The 25,106-nt window shown below is 65.4% G+C and carries 25 protein-coding genes and 1 other RNA gene; 13 read left to right on the forward strand and 13 right to left on the reverse strand.

Translation table 11 applies throughout. From position 1 onward, the window contains the following. Positions 1–54: 54 nt before the first annotated feature. Together dapD and dapE are read left to right on the forward strand one after the other, a co-directional pair. Positions 55–900 carry a 2,3,4,5-tetrahydropyridine-2,6-dicarboxylate N-succinyltransferase gene (gene dapD, locus HZZ16_RS28360; protein ID WP_197953118.1) on the forward strand — a complete coding sequence of 282 codons (846 nt, stop codon included), beginning with the start codon at positions 55–57 and terminating at the stop codon, positions 898–900. 10 nt (positions 901–910) lie between these two features. Continuing rightward, positions 911–2,077 carry a succinyl-diaminopimelate desuccinylase gene (dapE, locus tag HZZ16_RS28365; RefSeq protein ID WP_197953119.1) on the forward strand — a complete coding sequence of 389 codons (1,167 nt, stop codon included), beginning with the start codon at positions 911–913 and terminating at the stop codon, positions 2,075–2,077. Between the two features lie 136 nt (positions 2,078–2,213). Here the strand turns inward: dapE and HZZ16_RS28370 are convergent, their stop codons facing one another. The 4 genes from HZZ16_RS28370 to def all read right to left on the reverse strand — a co-directional run bounded on the left by HZZ16_RS28370 (position 2,214) and on the right by def (position 4,993). Then, positions 2,214–2,480 (reverse strand): GIY-YIG nuclease family protein, encoded by a 267-nt coding sequence (locus tag HZZ16_RS28370; RefSeq protein WP_197953120.1) that lies wholly within the window; start codon positions 2,478–2,480, stop codon positions 2,214–2,216. 24 nt (positions 2,481–2,504) lie between these two features. Continuing rightward, on the reverse strand, positions 2,505–3,242 hold the full coding sequence (gene truA, locus HZZ16_RS28375) for a tRNA pseudouridine(38-40) synthase TruA (RefSeq protein ID WP_197953142.1): 738 nt from the start codon (positions 3,240–3,242) through the stop codon (positions 2,505–2,507). A 111-nt stretch (positions 3,243–3,353) separates the two neighbouring features. Then, positions 3,354–4,277 (reverse strand): methionyl-tRNA formyltransferase, encoded by a 924-nt coding sequence (gene fmt, locus HZZ16_RS28380; protein ID WP_197953121.1) that lies wholly within the window; start codon positions 4,275–4,277, stop codon positions 3,354–3,356. A 188-nt stretch (positions 4,278–4,465) separates the two neighbouring features. Beyond that, positions 4,466–4,993, reverse strand: a complete 528-nt coding sequence (gene def, locus HZZ16_RS28385) for a peptide deformylase (RefSeq protein WP_197953122.1) — start codon at positions 4,991–4,993, stop codon at positions 4,466–4,468. Between the two features lie 167 nt (positions 4,994–5,160). Here def and HZZ16_RS28390 point away from each other — a divergent pair, with 167 nt between their 5' ends. Beyond that, complete coding sequence (locus HZZ16_RS28390) at positions 5,161–6,360, forward strand: DNA recombination protein RmuC (protein ID WP_197953123.1); 1,200 nt, start codon at positions 5,161–5,163, stop codon at positions 6,358–6,360. 179 nt (positions 6,361–6,539) lie between these two features. Then, on the forward strand, positions 6,540–7,904 hold the full coding sequence (locus HZZ16_RS28395) for an AmpG family muropeptide MFS transporter (RefSeq protein ID WP_197953124.1): 1,365 nt from the start codon (positions 6,540–6,542) through the stop codon (positions 7,902–7,904). Between the two features lie 158 nt (positions 7,905–8,062). Here HZZ16_RS28395 and HZZ16_RS28400 read toward each other — a convergent pair whose 3' ends face one another. The 5 genes from HZZ16_RS28400 to ffs form a co-directional block, all read right to left on the reverse strand. Then, a complete protein-coding gene (locus tag HZZ16_RS28400; RefSeq protein ID WP_197953125.1) occupies positions 8,063–8,497 on the reverse strand; it encodes a hypothetical protein in 435 nt (144 codons plus the stop codon). Between the two features lie 90 nt (positions 8,498–8,587). After that, positions 8,588–9,190, reverse strand: a complete 603-nt coding sequence (recR, locus tag HZZ16_RS28405; protein ID WP_018643446.1) for a recombination mediator RecR — start codon at positions 9,188–9,190, stop codon at positions 8,588–8,590. A 1-nt stretch (position 9,191) separates the two neighbouring features. Further along, positions 9,192–9,512: a YbaB/EbfC family nucleoid-associated protein gene (locus HZZ16_RS28410; protein WP_128930882.1), complete on the reverse strand. Its 321-nt coding sequence runs from the start codon at positions 9,510–9,512 to the stop codon at positions 9,192–9,194. A 26-nt stretch (positions 9,513–9,538) separates the two neighbouring features. Then, positions 9,539–11,377 (reverse strand): DNA polymerase III subunit gamma/tau, encoded by a 1,839-nt coding sequence (locus HZZ16_RS28415; RefSeq protein ID WP_197953126.1) that lies wholly within the window; start codon positions 11,375–11,377, stop codon positions 9,539–9,541. Positions 11,378–11,472: 95 nt separating this feature from the next. Further along, an RNA gene (ffs, locus tag HZZ16_RS28420) (signal recognition particle sRNA small type) lies at positions 11,473–11,569 on the reverse strand. A 177-nt stretch (positions 11,570–11,746) separates the two neighbouring features. Here ffs and HZZ16_RS28425 point away from each other — a divergent pair. The 9 genes from HZZ16_RS28425 to HZZ16_RS28465 all read left to right on the forward strand — a co-directional run bounded on the left by HZZ16_RS28425 (position 11,747) and on the right by HZZ16_RS28465 (position 19,272). Continuing rightward, the gene (locus HZZ16_RS28425; RefSeq protein WP_197953127.1) at positions 11,747–12,592 is read left to right on the forward strand and encodes a transporter substrate-binding domain-containing protein; all 846 of its coding nucleotides are present in this window, start codon (positions 11,747–11,749) and stop codon (positions 12,590–12,592) included. 143 nt (positions 12,593–12,735) lie between these two features. Then, a complete protein-coding gene (locus HZZ16_RS28430) occupies positions 12,736–13,398 on the forward strand; it encodes an amino acid ABC transporter permease (protein ID WP_197953128.1) in 663 nt (220 codons plus the stop codon). Next, positions 13,395–14,189: an amino acid ABC transporter ATP-binding protein gene (locus HZZ16_RS28435; protein WP_197953129.1), complete on the forward strand. Its 795-nt coding sequence runs from the start codon at positions 13,395–13,397 to the stop codon at positions 14,187–14,189. Before HZZ16_RS28430 ends, HZZ16_RS28435 begins: the two co-directional genes overlap by 4 nt. After that, entirely contained in the window at positions 14,189–14,944 is a 756-nt protein-coding gene (locus tag HZZ16_RS28440; RefSeq protein ID WP_197953130.1) for an SDR family NAD(P)-dependent oxidoreductase, read from the forward strand. The genes HZZ16_RS28435 and HZZ16_RS28440 overlap by 1 nt, the downstream gene beginning before the upstream one ends. Beyond that, entirely contained in the window at positions 14,941–16,068 is a 1,128-nt protein-coding gene (locus tag HZZ16_RS28445; protein ID WP_197953131.1) for a muconate cycloisomerase family protein, read from the forward strand. The genes HZZ16_RS28440 and HZZ16_RS28445 overlap by 4 nt, the downstream gene beginning before the upstream one ends. 291 nt (positions 16,069–16,359) lie before the next feature. Then, positions 16,360–16,779: an HIT domain-containing protein gene (locus HZZ16_RS28450; protein ID WP_100236798.1), complete on the forward strand. Its 420-nt coding sequence runs from the start codon at positions 16,360–16,362 to the stop codon at positions 16,777–16,779. 10 nt (positions 16,780–16,789) lie between these two features. Continuing rightward, positions 16,790–17,734 (forward strand): NAD(+) diphosphatase, encoded by a 945-nt coding sequence (gene nudC / locus HZZ16_RS28455; protein WP_197953132.1) that lies wholly within the window; start codon positions 16,790–16,792, stop codon positions 17,732–17,734. A 13-nt stretch (positions 17,735–17,747) separates the two neighbouring features. Then, on the forward strand, positions 17,748–18,665 hold the full coding sequence (locus HZZ16_RS28460) for a sugar kinase (protein ID WP_197953133.1): 918 nt from the start codon (positions 17,748–17,750) through the stop codon (positions 18,663–18,665). Between the two features lie 97 nt (positions 18,666–18,762). Beyond that, positions 18,763–19,272: an Lrp/AsnC family transcriptional regulator gene (locus HZZ16_RS28465; RefSeq protein WP_025032510.1), complete on the forward strand. Its 510-nt coding sequence runs from the start codon at positions 18,763–18,765 to the stop codon at positions 19,270–19,272. A gap of 209 nt (positions 19,273–19,481) precedes the next feature. Here the strand turns inward: HZZ16_RS28465 and HZZ16_RS28470 are convergent, their stop codons facing one another. From HZZ16_RS28470 to HZZ16_RS28485, 4 genes are all read right to left on the reverse strand, one after another. After that, positions 19,482–20,981, reverse strand: a complete 1,500-nt coding sequence (locus tag HZZ16_RS28470; protein ID WP_197953134.1) for a phosphomannomutase/phosphoglucomutase — start codon at positions 20,979–20,981, stop codon at positions 19,482–19,484. Positions 20,982–21,177: 196 nt separating this feature from the next. Further along, the gene (locus HZZ16_RS28475) at positions 21,178–21,690 is read right to left on the reverse strand and encodes a TIGR02281 family clan AA aspartic protease (protein ID WP_197953135.1); all 513 of its coding nucleotides are present in this window, start codon (positions 21,688–21,690) and stop codon (positions 21,178–21,180) included. Positions 21,691–21,817: 127 nt separating this feature from the next. Next, complete coding sequence (hrpB, locus tag HZZ16_RS28480; RefSeq protein ID WP_197953136.1) at positions 21,818–24,292, reverse strand: ATP-dependent helicase HrpB; 2,475 nt, start codon at positions 24,290–24,292, stop codon at positions 21,818–21,820. A gap of 129 nt (positions 24,293–24,421) precedes the next feature. Beyond that, positions 24,422–25,106, reverse strand: a 685-nt coding sequence (locus tag HZZ16_RS28485; protein ID WP_197953137.1) for a UDP-glucose dehydrogenase family protein, incomplete at its 5' end; no start/stop codon positions are given.

A 25,106-nucleotide genomic window follows, 5' to 3' on the forward strand; every position in this document is an offset into this window, starting at 1 on the left:
CCGAAAAAGCGCTCCAATTCCCGCGAAACCACGCGCTCCCCAGAGGAAATCACGATGTCCCTTGCAGCCCTCGAATCCACCATCAACAGCGCCTTCGAGGCGCGTGACGGCATCTCGACCACGACCAAGGGCGAGGTGCGCGAGGCCGTGGACCAGTCGCTGGAGATTCTGGACAAGGGCGAGGCCCGCGTTGCCGAGCGCGGAAGCGACGGCAAGTGGAAGGTCAATCAATGGCTGAAGAAGGCCGTGCTGCTGTCGTTCCGCCTCAACGACATGGGCGTCATTCCCGGCGGCCCGGGCAAGGCGACCTGGTGGGACAAGGTGCCTTCGAAGTTCGAAGGCTGGGGCGAGAACCGTTTTCGCGATGCCGGCTTTCGCGCGGTGCCCGGCGCGGTGGTGCGCCGCTCGGCGTTCATCGCCAAGAACGTCGTCTTGATGCCGTCCTTCGTCAATCTCGGCGCCTATGTCGATGAGAGCACGATGGTCGACACCTGGGCCACCGTCGGCTCCTGCGCGCAGATCGGCAAGCGCGTGCACATCTCGGGCGGCGCCGGCATCGGCGGCGTGCTCGAGCCGCTGCAGGCCGAGCCCGTCATCATCGAAGACGATTGCTTCATCGGCGCGCGCTCGGAAGTCGCCGAAGGCGTGATCGTGCGCAAGGGCGCGGTGCTGGCGATGGGCGTGTTCCTGGGCGCCTCGACCAAGATCGTCGACCGCGAGACCGGCGAGGTCTTCATGGGCGAAGTGCCGGAATATTCCGTGGTGGTGCCCGGCGCGCTGCCAGGCAAGCCGATGAAGAACGGCCAGATCGGCCCGAGCACCGCCTGTGCCGTCATCGTCAAGCGCGTCGACGAGCGCACGCGCTCCAAGACCAGCATCAACGAGCTGCTGCGGGATTGATCCGACGCGCATGACCGACGCTCTCTCGATCGCCCGCGACCTCATCCGCTGTCCCTCGGTCACCCCGGCCGATGCCGGCGCGCTCGGGGTGCTCGAAAAAGTCCTGGGCGCTGCCGGCTTCACCTGTCACCGCGTGACGTTCAGCGAGGAAGGCACCGCCGACGTCGACAATCTCTACGCTCGGATCGGCACCGACGGTCCGCACATCACCTTCGCAGGCCACACCGACGTGGTGCCGCCCGGCGACGAGAGCGCCTGGAGCGTCGGTGCGTTCTCCGGAGACGTTAAGGACGGCGTGCTGCATGGCCGCGGTGCGGTCGACATGAAGGGCGGCATCGCCTGCTCGGTCGCGGCGGTGCTGGAGCATCTCGCGGCCAATGGCGGCAAGCCGCGCGCGGACGGGGCGGGCTCGATCTCGTTCCTGATCACGGGCGACGAGGAAGACGTCTCCATCAACGGCACCATCAAGCTGCTCGAATGGGTCGCCGAGCGCGGCGAGAAATTCGACCATTGCGTGCTCGGCGAGCCTTCCAACGTCGAGACGCTCGGCGACACCATCAAGGTCGGCCGGCGCGGCTCGCAATCCGGCACGCTCGTCGTCGACGGCGTGCAGGGCCATGTCGCCTATCCGCACCGCGCCTCCAATCCGGTGCCGGATATTGCCCGGCTGATCGTTGCGATCTCTGACGAGCCGCTCGACCATGGCAGCGCGCAATTCCAGGCGTCCAATCTCGAATTCGTCTCGGTCGACGTCGGCAACAAGGCCTTCAACGTCATTCCCGGCGAGGCCCGCGCAAGATTCAACATCCGCTACAACGACAACCACACGCAAGGCTCCTTGCGCGAATTGGTCGAGACGCGCCTTGCCAAAGCCTGCGGCAACCGCATCAAGGCCCGCATCGTCTGGGAGCCCTCGAACTCGAACGTGTTCGTGACCAAGCCGGGACCGTTCACCGATCTCGCGGTGTCCGCGATCGAGGAGGTGACGGGCCGCAAGCCCGAGCTGTCGACCTCAGGCGGCACGTCGGATGCACGCTTCATTTCCTTCTATTGCCCCGTGATCGAGTTCGGCCTGGTCGGGCAGACCATGCATCAGATCGACGAGCGCGTGCCGGTGGCCGATCTGGAAAAGCTGACGAAGGTGTATCGCGGGATTTTGGCAAGGTATTTTGCTTAGACTGGATATCGCCATACATTCTGCCGTCATGCCCGGGTTTGTCCCGGGCATCCACGTTCTTCGGCGCCACTAACAACAAGAACGTGGATGGCCGGGACAGGCCCGCCATGACGATGTGGAGAGAGCTTGGCAACCCTTACTGGATAATCGTGTCGTACAGATCCTTCCATTCGGGATTATCCCTGAGGATCAGCCTGACCTTCCACGTCCGAGACCAGTGCTTGATGTTGTGCTCGCGCTGTATGGCAGTTTGAATGTCTTCATAACGCTCGAAATAGACCAGTAGCTTAACGCCGTACTTCTTTGTGAAGCCAGGCACGAGTCCATTTCGATGCTCGTAGATGCGACGGACAATGTCGCTCGTCGCACCGACATACAGAATGCCGTTGGGTGCGCTTGCCATGATGCCCGTTGCGGTATCAGGCGCTCAATATTCCACCTTCATCAGATACAGCCCTTCCGGCGGGGCGACGATGCCGCAGGCGGCGCGGTTGCGGGCGGCGAGGGCGGCGGAGAGATCGTCGGCGGTCCAGCGGCCCTCGCCGACCCAGACCAGGGATCCCACCATCGAGCGCACCTGGCTGTGCAGGAATGAGCGCGCCGAGGTGATGACATTGATCTCGCGGCCGTCGCGAATCACGTCGAGCTGGTCGAGCGTCTTCTCCGGCGACTTGGCCTGGCACTCGGTGTCGCGGAAGGTGGTGAAATCATGCTTGCCGAGCAGGCGCTGCGCCGCCGCATGCATCGCGTCGGCATCGAGCTTGCGCGGCACGCGCCAGGCGTGGCCGAGATCGAGCGCGAGATTGGCGCGGGTGTTGACGATGCGATAGCGGTAATGGCGCTTGACCGCCGAGAAGCGCGCTTCGAAATCGTCAGGCACGATCTCGGCTTCCAGCACCGCGATCGGATGTGGTCGCAGATGCGCGTTGAGCCCGTCGCGAAAACGGCCCGGCGGAAATGGCTTTTCGACGTCGACATGCGCGACCTGGCCGCGGGCATGCACGCCGGCATCGGTGCGCCCGGCGCCGTGCACGCGCAGATCCGCGCCGGTCATCGCCTTCACGGCCGCCTGAAGCGCCCCCTGCACCGACGGCAGCGTGTCCTGCACCTGCCAGCCGAAGAACGGCGCGCCGTCATATTCGATGGTGAGCTTGTAGCGGGGCATCGTGTCCAGTCTATTCGACGTCATTCCCGGGCTTGACCCGGCAATCCATCGCCGAGGAAAGAGTCTTGTTGGAAGATGGATACGCGGGTCAAGCCCGCGTATGACGAAGTGTCAGGTGAACTTGGATCCCGACTTCAACGGCACGCCGCGCAGGAAGTCCGCGGCCTGCATGCGGGCCTTGCCCTCGCGCTGCAGCTCGATGATGCGGATGGCGCCGTCGCCGCAGGCGATAGTAAGAAGATCGTCGAGCACTTCGCCAGGGGCGCCGGAGCCTTGTCCCAATTCGCAGCGAAGGATCTTGACGCGTGCATTCTCGAGCTCGGCCCAGGCGCCGGGGAACGGCGACAGGCCATGGATGTGGCGCAGCACCGCGCGCGCCGGCTTGCTCCAGTCGATCCGCGCCTCGGCCTTCTCGACCTTGGCGGCGTAGGTCACGCCGTCCTCGCTCTGCGCCTTGAGCTGGAGCCCGCCGCGTTCGAGCGCGGCCATGGCGCGCACCATCAGGTCGGCGCCGAGGCGCGAGAGGCGATCGTGCAGGTCGAGCGCGGTCATATTGTCCGTGATCGCGATGCGCTCGGCCATGGCGACGTCACCCGTATCGAGGCCGACATCCATCTTCATCACCATCACGCCGCTCTCGGCGTCGCCGGCCATGATGGCGCGGTTGATCGGCGCGGCGCCGCGCCAGCGCGGCAACAGCGAGGCGTGCAGATTGTAGCAGCCGAGTTTTGGCGCATCGAGGATCGCCTGCGGCAGGATCATGCCGTAGGCGACGACAACGGCCGCATCGGCCTCAAAGGCGCGAAATTCTTCGAGCGCCTCCTGGGTCTTCAGCGTCTTCGGCGTCAGCACGGGGATGCCGAGTTTCCGCGCGGCTTCCTCAACCGGGGTCGGCTGCAATTGCAGGCCGCGCCGCCCGCCCGGCTTCGGCGCGCGGGTGTAGACCGCCGCGATCTCGTGGCCATGCGCGACCAGCTCGAGCAGCGTCGGCACGGAGAAATCGGGCGTGCCCATGAAGATGAGGCGGAGGGGCATGACAAGGACTCAGGTACGTTCCCTCCCCCCTTGTGGGGGAGGGCTAGGGAGGGGGGTGCCACACGACGCGCTCTCACGGCTCAAGCGCGAATTAATGCTTCGCCCAATTAAACCATTTGCTGGGCTACCCCTCCCCTACCCACAAGGGGGAGGGAGCGGAGCGTGTCGCGACACCAAGCGCTTGCAATTTACTCCGCCGCGCGCTTGGCGGCTTTCTCGAACTTCTTCATGACGCGGTCGCGCTTGAGCTTTGACAGATAGTCGACGAACAAGACGCCGTTGAGATGGTCGATCTCGTGCTGGATGCAGGTGGCGTAGAGGCCTTCGGCATCCTCCTCATGCACCTTGCCGTCGAGATCGGTGAAGCGCACGCGCACCCTCGCGGGCCGCTCGACCTCCTCGTAATATTCGGGGATCGAGAGGCAGCCTTCCTCGTACACCGACAGTTCCTCGGACGAGGCGATGATTTCAGGGTTGATTAAGACGCGCGGCTCGTGCTTGGTCTCGCCCCTCTCGTCCCGCTTGGCGAGGTCCATGGTGATCAGACGCAAGGGCTGCGCGACCTGGATCGCCGCCAGCCCAATGCCGGGCGCGTCGTACATGGTCTCGAACATGTCGTCGGCAAGCTTGCGGATCTCCGATGTGACCTTCTCGATCGGCTTGGAGATCAGGCGCAGCTGCTTGTCGGGCAGGATGATGATTTCTCTTAAGGCCATGGCCGCGATTTAAGCCGCGCGCCGGATGCGGTCAATGCGGACCGGAACCCGTTAACCCTCCATTGACCATGAAACTTCAGCTTTCATTAACCATAGAAATCAGTGGGTTGTGACCCTCATCGTTCCCTCTTCGTTCGCATCGGCCCGCGAATCGGCTACAAGGCTGCATGAACGAAATCATTTTCATGGTTGGCGACTGGCCGGTGCGCACCGTCGATGCGCTGATCGGCTTCGGCGCCCTCGTCCTCATCCTGCTGGTTGTGATCGCGGTGGTGATCGCGCGGTCGGGGCGGCGTGGCGCGGAACTCGCCATGGCGAATGCTATCCGTGCCGACGAGCTTGAGGAACGGCTGAGCGAGATGCTGCGGGCGCAGAGCGAGTCGTCGGGCCGGGTCGATGCCATGACCCAGGCACTCGCCGGCCGCCAGGCCGAGATGGCGCGGGCGGTCAACGAGCGGCTGGATTCGGTGACGCATCGGGTCGGCCAGTCCATGGAACATTCGACCCGCAACACCATGGAGAGCCTGCGCGCGCTTCATGAACGGCTCGGCATCATCGACAACGCGCACAAGAACCTCACCGACCTCACCACGCAGGTGGCCACCCTGCGCGACGTGCTCGCCAACAAGCAGTCGCGCGGCGCGTTCGGCCAGGCCCGGATGGAGGCGATCGTCCAGGACGGTCTGCCCAAGGGCTCCTACGAGTTCCAGTTCACGCTCTCGACGGGAAAACGCCCGGACTGCGTCGTGTTCCTGCCCGACCAGCGCCCGCTCTGCATCGACGCGAAGTTTCCGCTGGAGGCGATGACGGCGCTGCACGACGCCCGCACCGACGAGGAGCGGCGCGTTGCCACGCAGCGCCTGCGCAGCGACGTGATGAAGCATGTCAGCGACATCGCCGAAAAATATCTCGTCACCGGCGAGACCCAGGAGATGGCGCTGATGTTCGTGCCGTCGGAATCGGTCTACGCCGAGATCCATGACGGCTTCGATGACGTGTTCCAGAAGGCCTATCGCGCCCGCGTCGTGCTGGTGTCGCCGTCGCTGCTGATGCTGGCGATCCAGGTGATGCAGCAGATCATGAAGGACGCGCGCATGCGCGATGCCGCCGACCAGATCCGCACCGAGGTGATCAAGCTCGGCGACGACCTCGGCCGCCTGCGAGACCGCGTGCTCAAGCTGCAGAAGCATTTTGCCGACGTGAACGAGGACGTCCGCCAGGTGCTGATCTCCGCCGACAAGATCGAGAAGCGCGCAGGGCGAATCGAGGAGCTCGATTTCAGCAAGAGCGATGCGCCGGAGGTACCGCGGCTGGTGGCGACGGGAACCGCGGAGCTGTTTCCGCGGAAGCTGCAGGCGGGGGAGTGATGCCTTCACCTCTCCCCGCTTGCGGGGAGAGGTCGGATCGCTCTTGCGATCCGGGTGAGGGGGTACAGGTCTCACAGCCATCTCATCTGTGGAGATAGGCCCCTCACCCCAACCCTCTCCCCGTAAGAACGGGGAGAGGGGGACGAGGCAGCGCCCCCAGAATCTGCTAACACCGCCCCATGACCGCACCCGACGCGACCTCCTCCGCCACCACCGATGCTCCTGCCTCCTCCTGGCGCGAGAGCCTCGCCGTTTACCTGCAGCTGCGGGTGCTGATCGTGCTGTTTCTCGGCTTCTCCTCCGGCCTACCGCTGGCGCTGTCGGGATCGACGCTGCTGGTGTGGATGCGGGAGGCCGGGGTCGATCTCAAGACGATCGGACTGTTCGCGCTGGTCGGCACGCCCTACACGCTGAAGTTCCTGTGGGCGCCGCTGGTGGATGCGATGCATGTGCCGCTATTCACCCGCGCCTTCGGCCGGCGGCGCGGCTGGCTGGTGTTTTCGCAGCTGCTCTTGATTGCCGCGATCCTGCTGCTGGCGATGGCCGACCCCGCAAGCTCGCCGTTCTATGTCGCGCTCGGCGCGCTGCTGGTCGCGACTATGTCCTCGACCCAGGACATCGTGGTCGACGCGTTCCGCGTCGAGAGCCTGCCGGAAAGCGAGCAGGCCGCGGGCATGGCCGCTTATGTTGCGGCCTACCGCATCGGCATGCTGGTCTCGACCGCGGGCGCCCTGTTCATCGTCTCAGGCTTCGAGAGCACGGGCATCCCGCGACCATCGGCGTGGATGTGGGGCTATGTGGTGATGGCGGCGATGGTGTTGATCGGCACGGTCACGGCGCTGGTCGCGACGGAACCCGAGCAGTCGGCGCGCGCCGAGGCCGCGACACAGGCCGAGACCGCGTTCGCACGCGTGCTGCATGCGGCGATCGGCGCCTTCTCGGAGTTCCTGTCGCGCAAGGATGCGCTCGCCGCACTCGCCTTCGTAGTGCTGTTCAAGTTCACCGACGCTTTCTCCGGCACGATGACGGCGCCGTTCGTGATCGATCTCGGCTTCACCCGCAACGACTATGCGGCGATCGTGAAGGGCGTCGGCCTCGCCGCGACGCTGATCGGCGGCTTTGCCGGCGGCTTCGTCGCGCGGCGCTACTCATTGTCGACATCGCTCTGGATCGGCGGCGTGGTGCAGGCGCTGGCCAATCTCTCCTTCTCCTGGCTCGCCATCGTCGGCACCAATCAATGGGCGCTGGCGCTCGCCATCTGCGCCGAGAACTTCACCAGCGCGATCGGCACCGTGATCTTCGTCGCCTATCTTTCGGCGCTGTGCCAGAACCCGCTGCACACGGCGACGCAATATGCACTGCTCACCGCACTCGCGGCGGTAGGGCGGACCTACCTGTCATCCGGTGCCGGCTTCGTGGCGGATACCACGGGCTGGGCGCTGTTCTTCGTGATCTGCGTGCTGGTGGCGATCCCAAGCCTGCTGCTGCTGGCATACCTGCAGAGGCGCGGGCATTTCGAGGCGCTGGGGCCGGTGAGGGTTTGATCCCGTTCTCTCCTCGTCATTGCGAGGAGCTCTTGCGACGAAGCAATCCAGCCTATTTCCGCGGAACGATTTCTGGATTGCTTCGTGGAGCCTGTCATCAGGCCGCGCTGCGCGCGGATCCGGTGGCTCGCAATGACGACGGAAAGTGCGCCGCGCCGCTACTGCTTCTTGATCAAGCTCCACTTCGTGATCACGGCCTCGCTCATCTGGCCGGGATCGCTGGCGCAGGCGACCTCGTCGACCTTCACGGAGATCTCCTTGCCGACGAAGGATTTCAGCTGCGCGGCCTGCGCATCGCTGGAGGTGACGAGCTGGAAGGTCTCGGGGCCGGTTTCGAGATTGCACAGCCCGTTCGGCGGCGGCAGGCGGCGCGGTTCCGACGTGATCTGGTAAGTCGCCACGCGCTTGCCGTTCTTGGCGTCGCGCACCTTCATCGCGTTGAGCTCGCCGGAGAGCACGTCGCCATTGTTGATCGGCTTGCCGGGCTTGGACGGCGGCGGCGCCTCGTCGCCCTGCTGCGCGGAGATGGCCGGGGTCACCAGCATCAGCATCGTCGCGACCAAAGCGAAGCGTGTGGCGAAAAGTTTCGTCATGTCGTCCGTTCCGTGAAGTCTGGATGGGGATTCTTGTTTTGACGCGTTTTCTTCACGCGAACCGGTATCCACTTCGCTCGAAAACGCGCTCTAGAACAGGGTGCGCTGCCGCATCGCAGCCGATAGCGTACCTTCGTCGAGATAATCAAGCTCGCCGCCGACGGGAACCCCGTGGGCGAGCCGCGTCACCTTCACATTGGCGTCCTGAAGCAGGTCGGTGATGTAATGCGCCGTGGTCTGGCCGTCCACCGTCGCATTCAGGGCAAGGATGATTTCGTGCACCTCCGGTGCGTGGGCACGCGCCACAAGTGCGTCGATGGTAAGGTCCTGCGGGCCGACGCCATCGAGCGGCGACAATGTCGCGCCGAGCACGTGATAACGCCCCTGGGTCGCATTGGCCCGCTCCAGCGCCCAGAGGTCGGCGACGTCGGCGACGACGACGATGATCGCCGGATCACGCTTCGGATCGGTGCAGACGGTGCAGGGATTTTGCGTGTCGATGTTGCCGCAGGTCTTGCAGACCTGGACCTTGTCCAGCGCCACCTGCAAGGCGCTCGACAACGGCATCATCAGCGCTTCGCGCTTCTTGATCAGGTGCAGCGCCGCGCGCCGCGCCGAGCGCGGACCGAGGCCCGGCAGCCGCGCGAGCAGCTGGACGAGCCGCTCGATCTCAGGACCTGCAACCGCGCCCATTTTATTGGCCGAACAGCCCCGGCGGCAGGCCGAGCCCGCCGGTGAGGGCCTGCATCTTCTCCTGCATGGCGGTCTCGGCCTTGCGGCGCGCATCACCGAAGGCGGTGACAAGCAGGTCTTCCAGCACCTCGCGCTCTTCGGCCTTCATCAGCGAAGGATCGATCTTGATGCCCTTGACGTCCATCTTCGCCGTCATGCGCACGGCGACGAGGCCGCCGCCGGAGATGCCTTCGACCTCGACGTTGGCGAGCTGGTCCTGCATCTCCTGCATCTTGGATTGCAGCTGCGCCGCCTGCTTCATCATGCCGAGAAAATCAGCCATGGGTGTGTGTCCTTGAAAAGAATGGCTCAGAGATCGTCGTCGCCGTCAGAACCGTCGGGCGGATCGTCGCTGCCATAGTCGGCGTTAATATCGGTTTCCGGCGTCTCCGGGGCAAGCCTGCGCACCTCGACGACCTTGGCGCCGGGGAAACGCGTCAGCACCTCCTGCACGCGCGGATCGGCTTCCGCGGTACGGGCATGCTCCTGCTTGGCCGCCTGGTTCACCGAGCGCAGCGTCGGCTGCCCCTGTTCGTTCGAGACGATCACGGTCCAGCGGCGGCCGGTCCACAGCTCGAACTTCTTCGCAAGTTCCGAGATCATGGTCTTGGAGGCATTGGGCTCGAGCGCGACTTCGAGCCGGCCCTCTTCGAAACGGACGAGGCGCATGTCGCCTTCGAGCGCGCCCTTGGTCAGGAGGTCGCGCTTCTGCCCGGCGAGCGCAACCAGCTGGGTGAAGCTCGTGATCCGCAGCTGGGGTGCCGCCCCTTGCGGATCCGGCGCGGGCGCCGCCATCTGCGGTCGGGCGCCACCGGCAAATGCTGATGGCGAGGCTGTCGGCATCCGCACGGGCGTTGCGGACATCGGCGCTGTGGATGCGATCGGCGCGGCCGGCGCGCCGCTGCGCGCGCTACTTCCGCCGCTCACAATGGGCGAGCCGCCGCCGTTCTGTTCCAGCATCTTGATCGCTTCGTCGGGCGTCGGCAGGTCGGCGACATAGGCGATGCGCACCAGAACCATTTCGGCCGCGGCTGCCGGGCGGGTTGCGGCCTGCACCTCGGCGATGCCCTTGAGCAGCATCTGCCACATCCGCGACAGCACGCGCATCGAGATCTTCGCGGCGAACTCCTTGGCGCGCACCCGCTCGGTTTCGCCATAAGCGACGTTGTCTGCCGTCGCCGGAATCACCTTCACACGGGTGACGAAATTGACGAACTCGGCGAGGTCGGAGAGCACGACGATGGGATCGGCGCCGACATCGTACTGGTCGCGGAACTCCTTGAAGGCAGCCGCGATGTCGCCGCGCGCCAGCGACTCGAACAGGTCGATGACGCGGGTGCGGTCGGCAAGGCCCAGCATCTGCCTGACGGCATCGGCCTTCACGGCTCCGGCCGCATGCGCGATCGCCTGATCGAGCAGCGACAGCGAATCGCGCACCGAACCCTCCGCGGCGCGCGCGATGATGCCGAGCGCTTCCGGCTCGATCTCGACGTTTTCCTTCGCCGCGATGTTGGCGAGGTGCTTCATCAGCACGTCGGCCTCGACCCGGCGCAGGTCGAAGCGCTGGCAGCGCGACAGCACGGTGACCGGAACCTTGCGGATCTCGGTGGTCGCGAACACGAACTTGGCGTGCTCCGGCGGCTCCTCCAGCGTCTTCAGGAAGGCGTTGAACGCAGCCGTCGACAGCATGTGGACTTCGTCGATGATGTAGACCTTGTAACGCGCGCTGGCGGGCGCATAACGCACGCTGTCATTGATCTGGCGGACGTCGTCGACGCCGGTATGGGAGGCGGCGTCCATCTCCAGCACGTCCATGTGCCGGCTTTCCATGATCGCCTGGCAATGAACCCCTAACATCGGCATATGGATGGTCGGCCCCTTCACCGATCCATCCGGCATCTCGTAGTTGAGTGCACGGGCGAGAATGCGCGCGGTGGTGGTCTTGCCGACGCCGCGGACGCCGGTGAGAATCCAGGCCTGCGGAATGCGCCCGGTCTCGAACGCATTGGAGACGGTGCGGACCACGGCCTCCTGGCCGATCAGGTCATCGAACGAGGATGGGCGGTATTTGCGCGCCAGCACCCGGTAGGGCGCGTTGCCGGCCTGGCCGGCGCTGTCAGGATTGGGAGGGGCGCCAGCGTCGGTCATCAATCGATCCGCAATGAAATGTCTCTTGGCCGGCTTTTGCGGAAAGGAGCGCGCTGGCGGCTGGTGCCGCCGGCGCTGGTTCGCTCGAAAAACAGGTAGGAGACTGACGAGCGACCCGATCCGGACCTCGTTAGGGCTGCTTCCTTCCGGACCTGACCCGGTTGGCGAGTGGCTCGTCCACCGCCAATCTCCCGGTCCCTATTTGGGGCCAAAGGGAGCGGAAAGCAAGCGGGTATCGGCACGCACGGTTTGCCCAGCATCCGGGCAATTTCGGACCTGCCCAGCCGTTAGGCTGTGCTTTCTCTGCTGGCACCAGCTTGCTAAGAACCTTGCCGGAACTCCACCCAACCAGAAAAGCGATTGATCCTAATGGTTACACGTCGTGATGTTGCATCGATTGTCGGATTTGGCGCGGTAGCCGCAGCCACGTTGGCAGCCCCGGCCGTGGCCCAGACCCCCGATCCGAACGAATCGACCTTCGCCCGCATTCGCCGCACCAAGAAGATGCGGATCGGCGCGGTCGGCGGCGCCGCGCCCTATTACATGAAGGATCTTTCCAGCGGCCAGTGGAAGGGCTTTTACATCGATATCGCCAAGGGCCTCGCCGACGACATGGAGGCCGAGCTTGAGATCACCGAGACCACCTGGGGCAATTCGGTGCTCGACCTGCAGGCCAACAAGATCGACATCTTTTTCGGCCTTAACCCGACGCCGAAGCGCGCGCTGGTGATCGACTTCTCGGTGCCGGTCTTCAACAACGCCTTCGCCATCCTCTGCAAGAAGGACTTCAAGCCGAAGAGCTGGGCCGAATTGAACTCGTCCGATATCAAGATCGCGGTCGACCAGGGCTCCTCGCACGACCAGGTCGTCAGCCGTCTGACGCCGAAGGCGCAGATCACGCGGCTGAAGACCGCCGACGATGCCACCGCGGCGCTGCAGACCGGCCGCGTCGACGCGCAGTGCCTGATCACCATGCTGTCGCTGACCGTATTGAAGAAGAATCCCTCGCTCGGCCAGCTCGTGCTACCGACCCCGATTTTCGCCACCACTTCGAATGCCGGCTTTCGCCGCGAGGCCGACAAGACCTGGCGCGATTACGTCAACACCTGGATCGATTTCAACAAAGGCCTTGGCTTCATCCGCAACGCTATCATCACGAATATGGAGCTGGTGGGCGTGACGGAAGCGGACATTCCGCCGGGCGTGTCGCTGTAAGCTTCCACTGTCATTCCGGGGCTCGCGAAGGGCGAACCCGGAATCTCGAGGTTCCCAGGTGCGCCATAGCGCACCAGAGTTCGATGCTTCGCATCGCCCCGGAACGACGGTGCAAAACCGCACCCACGACGAGTAAGACACGCATGTATCAGTGGGACTTCGGCATCCTCTGGAGCTATCGCTGGCTCTTTCTCAACGGGCTCGGCGTCACGGTCGGCTTCACGATCGTCATCGTGGTGTGCGGACTGCTGTTCGGGCTGCTCGGGGCGTTCGGCAGCCTGTCGCGCTTCAGGACGTTGCGCCTCGGTGCCCTCGCCTTCATCGAAGTGTTCCGCTGCACGCCGATCCTGGTGCAGCTGATCTGGTTCTATTACGCGCTGCCGATCCTCGCCGGCGTCGAGATGACGCCGATCACGGCTTCGGCGCTGGCGCTCTCGCTCTATGGCGGCTCGTTCTATTCGGAGATCATCCGCGGCGGCATCGTCTCGATCGACCGCGGCCAGTCCGAGGCCGGCGCCGCGCTCGGCATGACGCCGAGCCAAACCATGCGGCGCATCGTGCTGCCGCAGGCGATCAAGCGCATGATTCCGGCGCTGATGAACCAGTCAATCATCCAGTTCAAGAACACCTCGCTGGTCTCGGTGCTCGCAGTGCCCGACCTCGTCTACCAGAGCCAGGTCGCCGCCCATGACAGCTACCGGCCGCTGGAGACCTACACCGCGGTCGCGGTCGCCTATGCGGCGATCCTGATTCCACTCACCATCATCGTCCGCCGCGGCGAGAAGCGATTGGCGGTAAGCGAATGAGCGAGACGCAAAAGATCGAGATCCGCAGCCTTCGCAAGAGCTTCGGCAGCAACGAGGTCCTCAAGAACATCAATCTCGACGTCGCCAAGGGCGGCGTCGTGGCGCTGATCGGGCCGTCGGGCTCGGGCAAATCGACGCTGCTCCGCTGCATCAATCTCCTGGTCGTGCCCGACGGTGGCAACGTCCGCGTCGGCGACACGCGTTTTGCGTTCGGCGACGGCTCGAAGCTGCCCGACGTGAAGACCCTGGCCGCGTTCCGCGCCACCACGGGAATGGTGTTTCAGCACTTCAACCTGTTCCCGCACATGACGACGCTGCAGAACGTGATGGAGGGACCGGTCACGGTGCGGCGCATGGCCAAGACAAACGCCGAGACGCTCGCGCGTGCCCAACTCGCAAAAGTGGGGCTGGCGGAGAAGGCCGATCAATATCCGGCGACGCTGTCCGGCGGCCAGAAGCAGCGCGTCGCGATCGCGCGGGCGCTCGCGATGGAGCCTGACGTGATGCTGTTCGACGAAGCAACGTCGGCGCTCGATCCTGAATTGGTCGGCGAGGTCCTGAACGTGATCCAGCAACTCGCGTCCGAGGGCATGACCATGGTGATCGTGACTCACGAGATCGCGTTCGCCCGCGAGGTCGCCAACCGCCTCATTTTCATGCGCGATGGTATCGTGGTCGAGGAGGGTCCGGCGCGGCAGGTGATCGACAACCCGCAGGAGGCCGCGACGCGCGCCTTCCTCAGCCATTTCCACCGCACCGGCGCCTTGCCGCCGGCCAATGCAGTACCATGATGTCCGACATCAATCGCGTCTATCTCGTCACCGGCGCCGCCAGCGGCATCGGCCGCGCCACAGCAAAGCTGCTCGCGGCGCCCGGCATCGGGCTCGTGCTGCACACACGTTCCAACGAGGACGGGCTCAAGGCCACCGCGGCGGAAGCGCAAGCCTGCGGCGCGGCTGTTGCAACGTGCCTCGGCGATCTCGCCAACGAAGCAGCCCTGACGCTGGCATGCGCGACTGCGCATCTCGATTTCGGCCGGCTCGACGGATTGATCCTGATTGGAGGCCACGCCCGCCGCGGCAGCGCGATAGGCACGCCCGCCGATCAATTCATGCAGGCGATGGACGAATCCGCTCTCGCCTTCACTCGTTTCGTCAGGCTTGCGCTTCCGCACCTTCGTGCTGGGCGCGATGCACGGATCGTGGCAGTGTCTTCCTTCGTCGCACATGCGATCCGCCCTGAATTTGCGCCCTTCGCGGCGACGGCCGCAAGCCGCGCCGCGCTGGAAGCCTTGGTGCGCCTCACCTCGGTCGAGCTCGCGAGCGAGGGCATCACCGTCAATGCGGTGGCGCCGGGCCTCATCGTCAAGGACAGACCGAGCGAGAGCCGGCTGTCACCCGAGCAGATCGCCGCGACCGAAGCGCTGATCCCGATGCGCCGCCGCGGGCGGCCGGAGGAAGTGGCCGAGATCATCGCCTTCCTGGCATCTCCCAAAGCATCCTACGTCACAGGCCAGATCTGGCACGTCAATGGAGGCCTGACATGACCGAAGCGACCATCGAACGTCTCAGGCTGTTCCTGATCGAGAGCCCGATCAAGATGGCGCGCCTGCAAGGCGTCGGCAATGTCAAGGGCACCGTGAAACGCGTGCTGATCGAGCTGACGTCGAGCGACGGCGTGATCGGCTGGGGCGAGGCGGCGCCGTGGGAAGTGTTTACGGGAACGCCGGAAGCCGCGTTCGCCGCGCTCGACATCTATCTGCGCCCGATCGTGACCGGCAAACCCGTACGCCGGATTCGTGCGTTGATGGCCGAGTTCGACCGTGCGCTGGTCGGCCATGCCGAAGCAAAAGTCGCCATCGAGATGGCGCTGCTCGACATCGTCGGCAAATCGTCGGGGCTCTCGGTCGCCGACCTGCTCGGCGGCCGCGTGCGCGACACCATCCCCCTTTCCTTCTCGATCGCCGATCCGGATTTTTCCGCCGATCTCGAGCGCATGCGGAAAATGGTTCCGGACGGCAATATCATCTACAAGGTCAAGACCGGCGTAAAGCCGCACCGCGAGGACCTCGATCATCTCGCAGCAATCCGCAAAGAATTCGGCGACAAAGTCGACCTGCGCGTCGATTACAACCAGGCGCTGGCACCGTTCGGCGCCATCAAGATCCTGCGCGATGTCGAGGAATTCGCGCCGACCTTCATCGAGCAGCCGGTGCCGCGCAAATATCTCGACGTCATGGCGCAGCTCACCGCGGCATTGGAAACGCCGGTGCTGGCCGACGAAAGCTGTTTCGATCGCCGTGACATGATGGAGGTGGTGCGGCGCGAAGCGGCCGACGCCGTCTCGATCAAGCTGATGAAGGCCGGCGGCCTGTTCGAGGCGCAGGCGATCATGGCGATCGCCGACATCGCGGGCCTGCCCGGCTATGGCGGCACGCTGTGGGAGGGCGGCATTGGCCTTGCCGCCGGCACGCAGCTGATCGCCGCGACATCAGGCATCTCGCTCGGCTGCGAATTCTACATGCCGCACCACGTGCTCACCGAGGACGTGCTGGAGGAGCGCGTCGCCAACCGCGCGGGTCATGTCGTCGTGCCCGACGGCCCCGGCCTCGGCATCCGCGTCAGCGAAGCCTCGGTCCGCGCCAATGCAAGGGTGATCGCGGAGGCGTAGGTCGTGTCGACCTAAGCGACGGCGATGCCACAAACTCGGCCGTCGTCCCGGGCAAGCGTCAGCGCAGACCCGGGACCCATAATCACAGGGTTGAGTTGCGGCGCAAGCCGGCAACCCCGAGTCTTCGTCAAACCACTCCCTGTGGTTATGGGTCCCGGATCGGCGCGCGCTTTGGGCGCGCTTGTCCGGGACGACGAGCGTGTATGCAGTTGGCAACCTTCCCCTCGCTAACGCCCTATCGTATGGTCGGGCGCAACAAGCCCGACCTCATCGGGCCGTCCGGAAACGCATATGCCCGAACCCGCCTGGTCGCTGCACTCCCGCCTGAAAGAGGACACCATCGACATCGGCGATCTGCCGCTGTCGAAGGTGCTGGTCATCAAGGACGCGCATTATCCCTGGCTGCTGCTGGTGCCGCGGCGGGTGGATGCGGTCGAGATCATCGATCTCGACGAGGTGCAGCAGGCGCAGCTGATGACGGAGATCTCCCGCGTCTCGCGCGCGCTCAAGGAGATCACCAAATGCGACAAGCTCAACATCGCTGCGCTCGGCAACCTCGTGCCGCAGCTGCACGTCCACATCATCGCGCGGCGGACCAGTGACGCCGCCTGGCCGCGGCCGGTGTGGGGCGTGATGCCGCCATTGGCGCATGACGCCGCGGAGGTTCAGAATTTCATCAGCGCGCTTCGCCGCAAGATCTGGTTGGGTTGAAAAAACAATAATGTCAGCATTCGACGCATTTCCGCTGGGGCAGCCGGCCTTCGTCACCAACGTCCTCGACCGCGCCGCGCATCTGCGCCGTGACGACGAGAAGCTGTTCGCGCTGGAGCAGAAGCCGTCCTCGCGCGCCTATGTGGTCTATCGCGACTCGCTGCTGGTGAAGCGCGATGGCGACAAGGTGCGCGCGCTGCTCGGAATTGACGAAGCGCTGAAATGCGGCGCCAATCCCGGCACGGTGTTCCTCGGGCTTCGCGACGGTGCGGCCGTGTTCGGCATGGGCCTGTCGCAGGCCGCCGCCGAGAAGCTGGTCGGACGCGAGGACTATACCGTGACCGAGCTGCGCGGCATGGCGATGCAGGGCGCGATCCCGCCCGAGGAGCTCTCGGCCGTCGCGATGGCGAAGTCGATGGTGGGCTGGCATCAGCGCCACGGCTATTGTGCCAATTGCGGCGCACGCACCAGCATGAAGGAAGGCGGCTGGAAGCGCGACTGCCCGGCTTGCAAGGCCGAGCATTTTCCGCGCACCGATCCGGTCGTGATCATGCTGGTCGCCTCCGGCGACAAGTGCCTGCTCGGACGCCAGAAGCATTTTCCGCCAGGCATGTATTCTTGCCTCGCCGGCTTCGTCGAGGCGGCCGAGACCATTGAGGACGCGGTGCGCCGAGAAATCTTTGAAGAGTCCGGGATCCGCTGCACCGACGTGCAATATTACATGACCCAGCCTTGGCCCTATCCGTCGTCGCTGATGATCGGCTGCAGCGCGCGGGCGTTGAACGAGGACGTCGTGGTCGATCACTCCGAGCTGGAGGACGCACGCTGGTTCACGCGCGAAGAGGCCGCCAAGATGTTGACGCGGACGCATCCCGACGGGCTCGCCGGCCCGCATCCGTTCGCGATCGCCCATCATCTGCTCGGCCGTTGGGTGCACGAGAAGAATAACGCTTGAGCCGAGGCCCGCGATGGCCGGGATCGCGCCGCGCATCCTCTGCATCGGCATGCCGGTGCGCGACCTCATCCTGCGCGTCGAGGCCCTGCCCGAACGTGGCAGCAAGGCGAACGCCAGCCATCTCGCCGAGATCTGCGGCGGCAACGCGCTCAATGCCGCGATCGCCATTGCGCGGCTCGGCGGCCGCGTCGCTTTCGCAGGTCCCATGGGCGATGTGCGGGAGACGTCGAGCGCTTTCATTCTCGCGCAGCTGGGTCATGAGGGCGTCGACACCACGCACATCGTGCGCATGCCGGGCCTGAGCACGCCGGTCTCGGCGATCATGATCGAGCCCTCGGGCGAGCGAACGCTCACCATCTATCGCGATCCCGCCTTGTGGACCGTGAGGCTGCCCGAGGCCGATGCGCTGCTTGCCGATTGTCGGGCGGTGCTCGTCGAAAGCCGCTGCGCGGCGTTCGCGACCTCGCTTTGCGCCGAGGCACGCCGGCGCGGCATTCCCGTCATCGTCGGGGTCGACCGCGCGATGGCGCTGCGGGACAGCCTGCTCACGGCCGCCTCGCATCTGCTGTTCGCCAGCGCCCAGCTGCAGGAGACGGCTGGCATCGCTGACGACGGCGCGGCCTTGAAGCACCTCGCGGAGCTGACGCCCGCCTTCCTCGCGGCCACCCGGGGCCCGCGCGGCACGATCTGGCTGAACCAGGCGGGCGCGCTGGAAGAGGCGCCGGCGTTCCCGGTCCAGACGGTCGATACGCTCGGCGCCGGCGACGTCTTCCATGGCGCGTTAGCGCTCGGCCTCGCCGAGGGCAAGGGCGTAAGGGAGGCGATGCGATTCGCCGCGGCCGCCGCAGCGCTGAAATGCGCCCGCCATGGCGGCGGCCTGGCCGCCCCGCAACGCGTTGAAGTTGAAGAGCTTTTACAAGACAAGCTCTAGAGCTATTCCACCGCGGCGCCGAGATTATGGGCTTGCCGTGGAAAGATTTTCTCTATATCAGGGAAATCAGCCCCTGAAATGGAACAAAGTTCTTCAAATGACCGATGTAGCCGTCCAGATCCCCGAGACCAGCCGCCGCCTCGACGCCATCGACCGCAAGATCCTGATGGTCCTCCAGGAAGACGCCTCCCTCTCCGTCGCCGAGATCGGCGACCGGGTCGGCCTGTCCTCGACCCCCTGCTGGAAGCGCATCCAGCGCCTGGAGGCCGACGGCGTGATCATCAAGCGCGTCGCCCTCGTCGACCAGAACAAGATCGGGCTCGGCATCTCCGTGTTCGTGTCGGTCGAGAGCTCCGACCATTCGGATGCCTGGCTGAAGCGGTTCGCCGAGGCCGTCAGCGCCATGCCGGAGGTGATGGAGTTCTATCGCATGGCCGGCGACGTCGATTACATGCTGCGCGTCGTCGTTGCGGACATGCAGGCCTATGACGTGTTCTACAAGAAGCTGATCAGCGCCGTGCCGCTGAAGAACGTCACCTCGCGCTTCGCGATGGAGAAGATCAAGTCGGTCACCGCCCTGCCGATCCCGGCGGTGGTGGCGGCTTAATATTCAAGAGGCGCTCGTTCACCTCTCCCCGCTTGCGGAGAGAGGTCGGATCGCTCTTGCGATCCGGGTGAGGGGGTACAGGTCCCACGGCGACCTCACGTGTGGAGAGAGGCCCCTCACCCCAACCCTCTCAGCGCGAGCGAAGCTCGTCGCGGCCCCGTAAGAACGGGGCGAGGGAGCGCATCGCCGTCGCGGCGGGCAGTCACCAATCAAATCTTCTGATTGTACTCGCCGACTTCGGGATGCGTGCGCAGCACGCTGTTCACCATCTCGAACATGTCGTGCATGCGCTGCTCCGAGACCGGGCTCTCGACCACGACGACGAGCTCGGGCTTGTTGGACGAGGCGCGCACCAGGCCCCAGCTGCCGTCTTCCACCGTGACGCGGACGCCGTTGACGGTGACGAGGTCGCGGATCGCCTGCCCCCCGATCTTCGCACCCTTCGCCTGCAGGTCTTCGAAGTGCTTCACTACCTTCTCGATGACGCCGTATTTGGTCTCGTCGGCGCAATGCGGCGACATCGTCGGCGACGACCAGGTCTTCGGCAGCGCGTTCTTCAAATCGGCCATCGACTTGCCCGGCGCGCGATCGAGCATGTCGCAGATCGCGATTGCCGAGACCAGGCCGTCGTCATAACCGCGGCCATAGGGCTTGTTGAAGAAGAAGTGGCCGGACTTCTCGAAACCTGCGAGCGCGCCGGTCTCGTTGGTGCGGCGCTTCATGTAGGAATGGCCGGTCTTCCAATAGGCGGTTTTCGCGCCCTGCTTCTGCAGCACCGGATCGGTGACGAACAGGCCGGTCGATTTCACGTCGACAATGAACTGCGCGTCCTTGTGGATCGCCGACATGTCGCGCGCCAGCATCACACCGACCTTGTCGGCAAAGATCTCCTCGCCGGTATTGTCGACGACGCCGCAGCGGTCGCCGTCACCGTCGAAGCCGAGGCCGACATCGGCCTTGTGATGCAGCACGGCGTCGCGGATCGCGTGCAGCATCTCCATGTCTTCCGGGTTCGGGTTGTATTTCGGGAAGGTGTGGTCGAGCTCGGTGTCGAGCGGGATAACCTCGCAGCCGATCGCTTCCAGCACCTGCGGCGCGAAGGCGCCGGCGGTGCCGTTGCCGCAGGCCGCGACCACCTTGAGCTTGCGCTTAAGCTTCGGACGAGAGGTGAGGTCGGCGATGTAGCGCGCCGGGTAATTCTCGTGGAACTGGTAGGAGCCGCCGGCCTTGTTCTTGAACTCGGCGTTCAGGACGATCTCCTTCAGCCGCGTCATCTCGTCGGGGCCGAAGGTCAGCGGGCGGTTGGCGCCCATCTTCACGCCGGTCCAGCCATTGTCGTTGTGCGAGGCCGTGACCATCGCGACAGCGGGCACGTCGAGATCGAACTGCGCGAAATAGGCCATCGGCGTCACCGCAAGGCCGATGTCGTGCACCTTGCAGCCCGCCGCCATCAGGCCGGAGATCAGCGCGTATTTGATCGAGGCCGAATAGCCGCGGAAATCGTGGCCGGTGACGATCTCCTGGCGAACGCCGAGCTCGGCGATCAGCGCGCCGAGCCCCATGCCGAGCGCCTGCACACCCATCAGGTTGATTTCCTTCTGGAACAACCAGCGCGCGTCGTATTCGCGAAAGCCCGTCGGCTTCACCATCGGCTCGGATTCGAAGGCGTAGGTGTTGGGCAACAATACGGATTTCGGCTTCGGGAACATTGCGACGGTCTCGTGAAAAAGGGGGGGCAGGGTTTGCTGCAGGCTTAGCGAATGCCAAACCACAGCGAAAGGCGGGAATGAAGGCTTATGGCCGATAATTGCGGCAGTTTGGTAACGAAGAAGCGGTACCGCCGGGGCGGCCAGAGCAATGATATTATTCTCGCGAAATCGACCGCGGGATCACGCGGACGTGCCTTTACTGCTCCAGCACCATCTGCCCGTTCGCGTACTCAAAACGCTTTAGGCGGGACAGGAAGGAAAGGCCGAGCAGGTTCTCCGACAACGCCTCGTCTGGCAGCACCATGGCATCGACGTCGCGCACGATGAGGCCGCCGACGTCGAGCATGGCGATGCGGGTGCGCGCGGCCTTGATGGTGCCGTTGGCGGTGGAGACGGTGGCGTTGTACTCGCCGCGCGAGGGACGCAGACCAAAGCGGGCGGCCGAGGTCTCGTTCAGCGCCACGACGGACGCGCCGGTATCGATCATGAAGCCGATGCGCTGGCCGTCGATCCGGCCCTCGGTCTGGAAATGACCGCGGGCGTCACGGGCAATGGCCAGGCTGCGGCCGCCGGCCGGGGCTGTGGCCGCGACCGCGACCGTCGTGCGCGGCACTGACGTGGCGGATGCCGAGCTCATCTTGTCAGCGATTTGCGCCATGAAGGTGCCGAGGCCGATCATGACGGCCGCGATGATCATAATGTTACGCATCACACCACTTCCGAGCCGAGAGCTCGATTTCATCACGCGACAAGGCCGACTGCGAGCGAACGCACGCCGGAGCCCTTGTCATTTTGACGAAAAGGATGAGCGGAGGGTTAATGCCGGTTGCGAGTTCTTACGTCCCGCGCGGCTTCGCCCGCCTTGTCGGCACGGCGCTCGCGGGATCGTCGGGCCAGGGGTGGCGCGGATAGCGGCCGCGCAGGTCGGAGCGGACGGCGGCGTAGCTGCCGCGCCAGAAGCCGGGCAGATCGCGCGTCACCTGCACCGGACGCTGGGCCGGCGACAGCAATTCCAGAACCAGCGGCACCTTGCCAGCGGCGATCGAGGGATGGGTGTTGAGGCCGAACAATTCCTGCAGCCGCACCGCAATGGTCGGTCCCTGCTCGGCCTCGTAGTCGATCGCGAGCATGGTGCCGGTCGGCGCTTCGAAATGGGTCGGCGCCTCGCGGTCGAGCCGCGCGCGCATCTGCCACGGCAACAGCGCCATCAGGGCATCGGAGAGATCGCCCGCGGAGACGTCCTTGAGCGCGATCTTGTCGTAGAGCGCCGGCACCAGCCAGTCGTCGCGCCGTGCGATCAGGCCGTCGTCGGACAGATCGGGCCAGCTGTCGCCTTCGGCCTTGCGCAGAAACATCACGCGGTCGCGCCACTGCTTGGCAGCCTTCGACCAGGGCAGCCGGTCGAGGCCCGCGGCGATCAGGCCATCTGCGAAGATGCGCGCGGTGTCCTCCGAGGGCGACACTGAAAGCGTCGCCTCGGACAGCGTGATCGCGTGCAGCACGCGCTTGCGCCGCGCCCGCAGCGCCATCGCGCCACGATCGAAGGAGATCTCGTCGGTGGTCTCGATATGCTCAGCGAAATGCCGCTCGATCTCATCCTCGGTGATTTGTGCAGCGAGCAGGATGCGTCCGCTCGCCGCCGTCCCGGTCATCTCGCCGACCGCGATGTAAGACGCGCGGGCGAGCGAGGAGGTCTGCTCGACAGAGGCGCCGCGCCCGTTGGCCAGCACGAAGCTGCCATTGCCGCGATTGCGCGCGACGCGGTCCGGAAACGCGTAAGCGAGCATCAGGCCGGTCGAGAGATCCTCCTGCTGCGCCACCCTTTCCGACGCCGCGACCTGCGAAGCCCAGCGGCGCGCGAGATCGCGCGCGCTTGCCGCGCGGGGCGAGCGGTCGCGGCGGAACTGATCACGGCGGTGCTCGAGATCGACGCTGTCGCCGCCAAGGCCGCGCTCGGTGATGATGGCCGCGATCTCGGCCGCGGCCTCGCCGCTGCCCGCGCGATGCGAATCCACGATCATGCGCGCCAGCCGCGGCGGCAGCGCCAGCGCGCGCAGGCTCTTGCCTTCCGCGGTGATGCGGCCGTCGCCGTCGAGCGCGTTGAGCTCGGCCAGCAGGCTCTTGGCTTCCTTCCAGGCCGGCTGGGGCGGCTGATCGAGGAACGCCAGGGCCGCGGGATCGCTGACACCCCATTGCGCGAGATCGAGCACCAGCGAGGACAGGTCGGCACTGAGGATTTCGGGCTGGGTGTACGGCGCGAGCGAGGTGGTCTGCGGCTCGTCCCAGAGCCGGTAGCAGACGCCGGGCTCGGTGCGGCCGGCGCGGCCGCGGCGCTGGTCCACTGCCGCGCGCGAGGCGCGCACGGTCTCGAGCCGCGTCAGGCCGATATCGGGCTCGTAGCGCGGCACGCGGGCGAGACCGCTATCGACGACGATGCGCACGCCCTCGATGGTGAGCGAGGTCTCCGCGATCGAGGTCGCCAGCACCACCTTGCGCATGCCCTTGGGTGCCGGCGCGATGGCGCGATCCTGCACGGCAGCATCGAGCGCGCCGAACAGCGGCACGATCTCGACGGAGGCGTCCTGCACGCGCTCAGCCAAAAAATTCTGAGTTCGCCGGATCTCGGCGGCACCCGGCAGGAACGCCAGCACCGAGCCGCTGTCGGCGCGCAGTGCGGACGCGATTGCATCCGCCATCTGCCGTTCGATCGGCGCGTCCGCCTTGCGGCCGAGATAGCGCGTCTCGACCGGAAACGCACGGCCTTCGCTTTCGACGACGGGGGCATCGCCGAGCAGCCGTGCCACCCGCGCACCGTCGAGCGTCGCCGACATCACCAGGATGCGCAAATCCTCGCGCAAGCCGGTTTGCGCATCGCGCGCCAGCGCGAGGCCCATGTCGGCGTCGAGCGAGCGTTCATGGAATTCGTCGAACAGGATCGCCGCGACGCTCGAGAGTTCGGGATCGTCGAGGATCTGGCGGGTGAAGATGCCCTCGGTCACCACCTCGATGCGTGTGGCGCGCGAGATCTTCGAACCGAAGCGGACCCGATAGCCGACGGTTTCGCCAGTGCGCTCGCCGAGCGATTTGGCCATGCGGTCGGCACTGGCGCGCGCGGCGATACGGCGCGGCTCCAGCACGATGATCTTTTTGTTCTTGACCCAGGGCGCGTCCAGCAGCGCCAGCGGCACGCGCGTGGTCTTGCCGGCGCCGGGAGGGGCCACCAACACGGCGGCGTTATTGCCCTCCAGCGTGCGCGAGAGGTCGTCGAGCACGGCATCGATCGGGAGAGGCGCGTCGAAGCTGCGGGGCAAGGAAGCATCCGGTCATCATGCCCGGCCTTGTGCCGGGCATCCACGTTCTTTCAGGCGAGAGTGAACAAGACGTGGATGGCCGGGACAAGCCCGGCCATGACGATTTCGTTCAACGAGAATGTGCAGCTATCAGCCCTGCACCGGCGGACGCCCGACGCTCTCGTAAGTGAAGCCGGCGGATGCCATGTCTTCGGGGCGGTAGATGTTGCGCAAGTCGACGACGACCGGCTGCGCCATGGTCGCCTTCAACCGGTCGAGATCGAGCGCGCGGAACTGCACCCATTCGGTGACGATGACGAGGGCGTCGGCGCCTTGCGCGCAGGCATAGGCGTCCTCGCAATAGGCGATATCGGGCAATTCGCCCTTGGCCTGCTCCATGCCGACGGGATCGAACGCCTTCACCTTCGCGCCCATGTCGATCAGGCCTGTCACCAGCGGGATGGACGGCGCATCGCGCATGTCGTCGGTGTCGGGCTTGAAGGTGAGGCCGAGCACGGCGACGGTCTTGCCGCGCAAATTGCCGCCGAGCGCCTGGCTCACCTTGCGCGCCATCGCGCGCTTGCGGTTCTCGTTGACCGCCAGCACCGATTCGACGATGCGCAAGGAGACGTCGTAATCCTGCGCGATCTTGATTAGGGCCTTGGTGTCCTTCGGGAAGCACGAGCCGCCGAAGCCGGGACCGGCATGCAGGAATTTGGTGCCGATGCGGTTGTCGAGGCCGATGCCGCGCGCGACCTCCTGGACGTTGGCGCCGGCCTTTTCGGACAGGTCGGCGATCTCGTTGATGAAGGTGATCTTGGTCGCCAGGAACGCG

It is taken from the genome of Bradyrhizobium glycinis (assembly GCF_016031655.1).
Taxonomy (GTDB): domain Bacteria; phylum Pseudomonadota; class Alphaproteobacteria; order Rhizobiales; family Xanthobacteraceae; genus Bradyrhizobium; species Bradyrhizobium glycinis.